The sequence below is a fragment of the Corynebacterium sp. AOP12-C2-36 genome (assembly GCF_052379185.1).
GTDB lineage: Bacteria > Actinomycetota > Actinomycetes > Mycobacteriales > Mycobacteriaceae > Corynebacterium.
In genome coordinates, this window is record NZ_JBQSYJ010000043.1 from 1 (window position 1) to 7078 (window position 7078).

8 protein-coding genes are annotated in these 7078 nt (G+C 63.2%); 7 read left to right on the forward strand and 1 reads right to left on the reverse strand.

Annotated elements, in window-relative coordinates; all coding sequences use genetic code 11:
• Positions 1-348 precede the first annotated feature (348 nt).
• The 7 genes from ACT3UN_RS16200 (at position 349) to ACT3UN_RS16230 (ending at position 6659) form a co-directional block, all read left to right on the forward strand.
• Positions 349-1233 (forward strand): MspA family porin, encoded by an 885-nt coding sequence (locus tag ACT3UN_RS16200; RefSeq protein WP_444657614.1) that lies wholly within the window; start codon positions 349-351, stop codon positions 1231-1233.
• Positions 1234-1350: 117 nt separating this feature from the next.
• Positions 1351-1716 carry a hypothetical protein gene (locus tag ACT3UN_RS16205; protein ID WP_444657615.1) on the forward strand — a complete coding sequence of 122 codons (366 nt, stop codon included), beginning with the start codon at positions 1351-1353 and terminating at the stop codon, positions 1714-1716.
• 80 nt (positions 1717-1796) lie between these two features.
• Positions 1797-2222: a hypothetical protein gene (locus tag ACT3UN_RS16210; RefSeq protein ID WP_444657616.1), complete on the forward strand. Its 426-nt coding sequence runs from the start codon at positions 1797-1799 to the stop codon at positions 2220-2222.
• Positions 2223-2858: 636 nt separating this feature from the next.
• Complete coding sequence (locus tag ACT3UN_RS16215; protein ID WP_444657617.1) at positions 2859-5243, forward strand: hypothetical protein; 2385 nt, start codon at positions 2859-2861, stop codon at positions 5241-5243.
• Between the two features lie 24 nt (positions 5244-5267).
• Entirely contained in the window at positions 5268-5612 is a 345-nt protein-coding gene (locus tag ACT3UN_RS16220) for a hypothetical protein (RefSeq protein WP_444657618.1), read from the forward strand.
• Positions 5609-6130, forward strand: coding sequence for a hypothetical protein (locus tag ACT3UN_RS16225; protein WP_444657619.1), 522 nt, complete (start codon positions 5609-5611; stop codon positions 6128-6130). The genes ACT3UN_RS16220 and ACT3UN_RS16225 overlap by 4 nt, the downstream gene beginning before the upstream one ends.
• Positions 6131-6167: 37 nt before the next feature.
• On the forward strand, positions 6168-6659 hold the full coding sequence (locus tag ACT3UN_RS16230; RefSeq protein WP_444657620.1) for a DUF805 domain-containing protein: 492 nt from the start codon (positions 6168-6170) through the stop codon (positions 6657-6659).
• Between the two features lie 14 nt (positions 6660-6673).
• Here the strand turns inward: ACT3UN_RS16230 and ACT3UN_RS16235 are convergent.
• Positions 6674-7078: recombinase family protein (locus ACT3UN_RS16235; protein WP_444657621.1), on the reverse strand; the 405-nt coding region annotated here is incomplete at its 5' end.

Consider the following 7078-nt stretch of genomic DNA (forward strand, 5'->3'; position numbering starts at 1 on the left):
GCGGGGGCGATCGTGACCTGACCGTGACCATCGCCAACGCGGCAGCAGGCCCCTCTGGCCTGCGAGTCGCCCCACCCACGATGACCGTCGACTTCTCAACAGCCACCCATAGCACCCACAGCACCCATCACACCCACGGCCTGCACGGACACCGCACAGGCACCGCACCATGCCCGCCTGGTTGACACATCAACCACCAGCACGCACACCAGCCTACCCAGGCTGACACGCCTGGCCGACCGTGACCTGACCGTGACCGTAGAACACCCCCGGACTGCAGCGATGAGACCAAAATGTGACAATCATTCACCCAACACACCTGCAGAGCGCGCACTACATTTACCTGCCATGACGACCACGAGGACAACCACAGCCACGACGGCGCACAGTGACGCCGTCCGACCAGTAACCCGCCGGAACTCCCGGACATCAAGCACCTCGAGGTTCTCGACAGCCTCGAAGGTCTCGGCTGCAGCGCTGAGCATCGCTGCAACCGCCGCTCTCGGACTGACCGCGATCAGTCCGGCTGCTGCCGCGCCCACCCTGCCCGCTCTGCCTGATCTGCCGTGGCCGGTGCCGGTCACCGGCGGGCCGACCGACCTGCCTGACCGCCAGGTCTCGCGCACCACCGCCGATGGCTGGGCGTTGCACGCATCAAAGACCGGTGAGTCATTGAACATCGCCGCCCCCCTGGACTCCTCAACCACCACAGGGGAGACCTTCGCCAGCCTCACCGGTGATGTCTGGATCGACGGTGCCGGCGCCCCCGAGCTCACCGGGGCGATGTTCACCACCGGCTACCAGATCGGCTGCGGGGTCGACATCTCCGGCGGGGTGGATGTCGAACTCGCCGGCACCGCCGGTATCGCACCCCACGCCGACGCCGGAATCGAAGGCGGGCCCAGCGTGCAGGTCGAACTGCCCAACATCACCGGCGTCAACGCCGGTGCTGACGCCACCGCCCGCGGTGAAGTCGGTCTCGACGGCAAACTCGAGGCCTCCCCAACAGTCTCGACCCACCTGGACCCTGGTGGGGTCACTGATGTGGATCTGGTATCCATGCCCATCAACCCCGAGTACAAGCGCGCCTCGGGTGGGTTCACCGGGGCTCATCTTCAAGTCAACGGCTGTGCCGGACCAGTCAGTGTGCGCTCCTACGTCACCGTGTCGGCCACCTCACCGACCTCTGTCGATGCGGTGAGCGTCTACGGCACCGCCACCCGCATTCGCTAGCACGCCCACCGCAAGCACCGGTACGTACTGGCATGACTGACCCGGTGTCGCACGGCCTGCTCTCGGTAACGAGGAAGCCTACCCAGATACCGTCTACCCCAGGAGTTTTGAGCTGTCATGACCTCGACAACCCCCACCACAAGCACCACGCACAACCCCCGTCGTGTGCGTCGCGTTGCCGGTGCCGCGGCGATGGCACTAGCCACCGCCACGCTCACCGCCGGGATCACCGCCCCCACCAGCGCTGCTCAGGCAACGTCCGTGGCCACCCCGAAATCAACGTACTGCACAATTCAACATGACCTGCGCGTCGGACCGCTTCTCGCGGGCAGGACTCAAGGAAACTGCCGTCAAGCCACAGGTCAATACTCTCCCGGCACAGGCGCATATCCCGGGGCGTGGTTCATCGGCAGTGTCGCCGCCCCTGACGGCAACACCTACAGCGCCATCGTGCAAAACCAGTGGAACCTTCCGGTGCCCTGACCTTTATCAATCCCGCCGATGGCGATGTTTTCCTAGCCGCTGTGTACCCCGCCTCGTCGTAATAGGAGCTGTTCCCCACCATGACCCACGCTAAGCCCCACGCCACGAGCGACAACACGCCCGACACTACCGGTGTGCACCGGCCCGAACCCGCCCAGGCTTATCCGGTCGCCGCTGCACCCGGCAGCCCCGAGACGCAGCCACAGTTATCAACGACTGGTCGTGACGAACAACCGTCGCCTGTGTGGATCGCCCTGGGCAAACTGGTCATCGGCGTGGCCGTCATCATCGCCGCGTTGGCGTGGTCCCAGCACTTCGACACTGCGATGGACCGCTTCGGCTACATCCCGGTGATATTCGTCTACATCATCATCATGATCATCGGCGGGGCACTGATGGTCACCGGGTTCACCGCCTTCACCCTCGACACCAGAGACAACCGGAACACCAGAGACAACCGGGGCCTCCGAGATAGCCGGGACAACCAGGGATCACGGGAGTCGTGACTCATGACCCACCACACATCCCCGCGTCACGATCACGTTACCAACCCCGGCGACAGTACCCTCCCCACGACCACCGCCAGTAGACCGAGCAGAAAACTGGGCAGTCGTCTGGGTTCCCGTGTGGGCGCACGACTGGGTATGCGGTGGGGTGCCGGTGTCGCCGATGCGGCGTTGGTCACCGCGCCGATCTGGGCAGGGCCACTCAACACAACCGGCACAGGCAGCACAGGTGGTGGTGTGGTTGGTGTCGCCTCCGCACAGGAGACCCCCGAACAACGCTGCCAACGCGACACCGCCGCCTACAATCAGGCCATGGACACTGCCTGGCGAGCCGCCCACCCGGGTGAAGAACCCGGCCCTGGTGCGTGGCCGCCCTATGTGTGCCAGCAAGGTCCCACAGCCCCGCCGCTTCCCGGCGGCGGTGGGGACAGCAATGGTGGGGACAGTGCCCCGGGTCGTGACCACCAGTACGAAGGCTTCGATCGTGGCCCCAGTCAGTACCAGCAGGACATGGACCTGGGACCCCTGGGATCCCCACGCACCGGGTTGGCTGAGCGCATGAACACCCCCGAGGACGATACTGCCGGTGGTGGTGCGCCGCGGGCGAGTGACACCGCCCGGTCGAATGTTCCCACCGTGACCCCCTGGGCCACACCCAGACAAGACACCATCACCGATGGCGACGGTAACCCCCGGGGTGTGCGTGTCATTGACACCGATGCCGGACCGGCGGTCATCGATGATGATGGTGTCGCCACCGGTGAGATCCTCACCACCAGCAGCACTGACACCACGAACAACGATGGTAGCGCCGGTGTTCGCCAGGTCGAGGGCCTGGCCGGGGTGGACCTCACCGACCGGACAGGGCGAGACGACGAGCGAAACGCCAGCACATCCAGCACGACTGACACCCCGCGATCCACGGAGTCTACTGAGTCCTCTGGGTCTTCTGGGGCTTCTGAACCGTCCGAAGCCGCTGGCGTCGGTGGCGCTGGTGGGGTCACCGGTGACGGTGATGATGGTGGCACCCCGGTTCCTGCGGGCCTGGCCGGCCCGTTGGGGGCCGGTGGTGCTGCCGCTGGTGGTGTCGGGGCACTGTTGGCCCAGCGTGCAGCGCGGGGACGCCGGCGTGATGGTGCCCACCGCGCTGACATTGACTGGGGCGGTGGTCGTGAGCAGTCCCTGATCCTTCTGGAGGGCCCCGATTCCCCGCGTGAGCATCGTTTCGACATGGACGTGCCCGCCGGTGGGCAGATGGTGAAGAACCCTGACGGTAGTGTCGATGTCCTCGACGCCGATGGCAACATCGTTGAGCACGTCAAAGCCCCCTGGGCCTACGACGCGTCCGGACGACCCGTGGACACCTACTACGAGGTGGATAACGAGACCGGTGAGTTAATACAGGTCGTCGACCCGCAGCACGCCACGGCCCTGCCGATCCTGGCTGACCCGGACAAACAAGACACCGGCGACGATACTGGCAGTGACTCCGGTACTGGGCGTGATCCCCTGGATCCTATGTTCGAGGGGTCGACGAAAGATGTGTACGCCGCGGCAGAGCAAAAGGCCGAAGAGCAGCGACAAGACAACAACGATTTCTCCCGCGCTGCCAACAGTAACCAGAACCCCGCTGACACCGACGATGATACTAGTGACGGTGATGCTGCCACAGGGGATAACGGTCGGCCGCCGTTCACCGACTACGTCTCGGACGATGGCACACCGATGGCCAACGATGGTGACGGCAATGCCACTGAGGATCCTTTGGGGCTGATGGAGGGAAACAACACCGGCAGCCAGCCGGTCGATGATCCAGTCAGTGGAGTCAACGAGTCCGATCGTGACGGTCCTGCACCGACGACCGGGGTTGGTGGAACCGCAGCCCAGCCACCGTTTACTGATGCGCTCTCTCCGGCCGGTGATCATGTGGCTAAGGGAGGTGACGGTGAATACGACATCGACCCGCTGGACCTGGACGACACCGGCGAGTCACGCAGCTTCGACGACGGCTCTGCCCAGATCGACCGGGATAACGGTAACTCGACGAGGTATCTCCCGAACCCGACTGACGAGCAGTCAGGGGGCAGCAACAACGTGGAGATGATCGACTACGATCAACAGTCCAACAGGACCACCCAGACCATGGAGCAGAACGGCCAACGAAGTGAGGTCAGCCAAACTGGTCGACCTGACAGTGCTGCGCCGGTGGGCTCGCCTGAGGCTGAAGGCGCGCTGAACACGATTCCAACGAACCCGCCGACGGTGATAGCCGATCCGAACACCACCCCTGCTGATCCGCCGGTAGCCAACCAGTCCGTACCTGGTGTCGGAGTGGTCAACCCCGCCGACCCGCCAGCAGTGGTGAATCATCCCGGGCAGAACTCCGCTGACGTGTACCCCGGTAACGGACAACAACCCGTGCGGGTGAACCCGGACACCGGTGAGCAGATCGGGTTGGGCACCACCGACAACCCATTGCAGGGCCCGTTTGTGCCCCGCACCTTCGAGTGGGTACCCGACACCATCACCAACGCCCCACCAGCTGCAGACCCCGCATCGCAGGATCCCGGTGCTTCTGTCGCTGGTGCAGGTGCCGGCGACGTTGCTCTGGGAGCGGCGGCAGGAGCGGCCAGTGCTGCTGATCGCGCCAACAATGACAGTGGCCGCAACGGGAAACCTGTCGGAGCTCACCGGCAGGATACGGCAGCGGAAAGAGCCGGCCGAGGTATCGGAGCCAAAAACCCTGCCAGAGCACTCGGGGTTGCCGGCAACGTCGTTACAGGAGTGCAAGCAGGGTTTGCAGCGGCTGAGGATCCCGATCATGCTGGTGGAGCGATTGGTGGCGGAATCGTGGGAAATATCGGAAGCGGCGCAGCGGGCGCCTATATCGGAGGCGCAGCAGGCGCACTTACTGGCCCATTCGCCCCGATCGCAATACCCCTTGGCGGCGCTATCGGCGGAGAAATTGGAAACCGAGTCCTCACGCCCGTTGGCCAAGCGATTCAAGACTTGTTCAAATGACTCTAGTGCGGTGATGTGATCCCCATGACAGGAATGGAATTTTGGCTACTATCATCAATAGCGATAATTATTATTTCAAATGTTCTTGTCCCAATTTTTGGCGAGTTCGTTGAGTCCGTCCAGCACCCAAAAGAAGTATCTGAAGCCATATTCTTTACGAGTAACGCGCTTCTTTATACCCCTATCCCTGCGGCATTCTTCCTAGAGGGATCTGTCAAGGATGTGATCCCCCTTTGTTTCCTCACTTCTCTCGGCCATATCGCAATGCGCGTTTGGATGGGTCTTCGTGCGCTTCCGCCCTCGCCGCGCTACATCTGGAATGCCGAAAAAACCCTGTACAGAACCATCATGAGGAAGGACCACCCATGACCCACACCACCTCCAGCACGGTGTTCTCTGCCGTGCAGCAGCTGCTCGACACCGCCGTGTTGAGCACAACCGCCCCGTGGGACCAGGAACGCTTGGAGCACCTCGCCGGCGCGCTGGCACCCCAGTGGGAGGTGGCCATCTCCACGGACAATGTGGCTATCGCCGCACCCGCCCCACCGCGATCATCGGGTTTTTCCCCCACGGTTGTCGCCTATGGTCATCACTGCTCGTCGACTGCTCACTCGACGCTTCCCACCGCACTGTCTGACGCGTTGCGCCTGGAGGCGACCAGCCCGCTCTACCGCGAAAGCTCTGCGACCGCCAGTACTGGGGCTAACACTGACACGACTGCCAGCATGTCAGCGACCTACACCACCGACAACGGACACGAAGCTGCCGTGACCGAGTACCTTTACCACGACACGGACAGGGATGTTGTCTGGGCGGTTGTGGCAACCAACGCCGAGCGCGAGGGAACGATCGTGCTGAATGCACTACGCGAGCATCCAGCCCGATAGCTCTTCGACACCACCACAGCGAAGGTACCGATTATCCATGTCAGAACTGCACAGTCCATATCCATCGCCGTACGGCCCGCGAAACCAGACGCCACCCGACGATAATCCTGACAATCTCGCCGATGCCCACTACGGAATCAGATTCGGGCCAGCGATACTACGAGCGCTCCACAAAACCATCGACTTCAAAGGCTACGCCTCCAGAGGTGAATACTGGTGTTTTTTCCTGTTCACCTTCCTCGCCAGCTCTCTTCTCAGCGTCCTGGCAACACTATTTATCTCTGCGGAGTTCGCCAACAAACTGAGTGTGATCTTCTTCCTGATGTTCGTGGTTCCGACGTTGTCACTGCTGTGGCGAAGACTGCACGACGCCGGCTTCGCAGGACCGTGGTTTTTCCTCAGCCTCATCCCTGTTCTCGGCGGCCTTGCGGTGTTCATCATGCTCATGCTTCCCACCCGGACCGAGAAGCGCTCTGCCTCCTGGGATCACCCCGCTCAGACGACCCTCACCCCACACACCTGGAACTGAAGCCCCTCAGCCGGTCACCTGTGTCGGTCCAGTGCCCGGTAGATCGTCGAGCGGCTCACCCCCAGAATCCGCCCGATCTGCGCGACACTCACCGACCCGGACTCATACAACGACCGGGCGATGTCAACCTGCTGCTCAGACAGCTTCGCCGGCCGACCACCCACCCGACCCCGAGCCCTGGCCGCCGCCAAACCCGCAGTGGTGCGCTCGACAATGAGATCACGTTCAAACTGAGCCAGCGCAGAGAACACGTGGAACACCAGCCGGCCTCCCGGGGTGGTGGTGTCGATGGCCTCCTGGATGGACACGAACCCCACCCCACGGTCCTGCAGGTCCTCCAGCTGCGCGATCAGGTGGCTGACCGAGCGGCCCAGGCGGTCCAGGCGCCACACCACCAGCGTGTCACCGTCGCGCAGCTG

Coding starts and splice junctions, on each gene's coding strand:
- ACT3UN_RS16200 (WP_444657614.1), top strand. CDS start 349: ATGACGACCACGAGGACAACCACAGCCACGACGGCGCACAGTGACGCC.
- ACT3UN_RS16205 (WP_444657615.1), top strand. CDS start 1,351: ATGACCTCGACAACCCCCACCACAAGCACCACGCACAACCCCCGTCGT.
- ACT3UN_RS16210 (WP_444657616.1), top strand. CDS start 1,797: ATGACCCACGCTAAGCCCCACGCCACGAGCGACAACACGCCCGACACT.
- ACT3UN_RS16220 (WP_444657618.1), top strand. CDS start 5,268: ATGACAGGAATGGAATTTTGGCTACTATCATCAATAGCGATAATTATT.
- ACT3UN_RS16225 (WP_444657619.1), top strand. CDS start 5,609: ATGACCCACACCACCTCCAGCACGGTGTTCTCTGCCGTGCAGCAGCTG.
- ACT3UN_RS16230 (WP_444657620.1), top strand. CDS start 6,168: ATGTCAGAACTGCACAGTCCATATCCATCGCCGTACGGCCCGCGAAAC.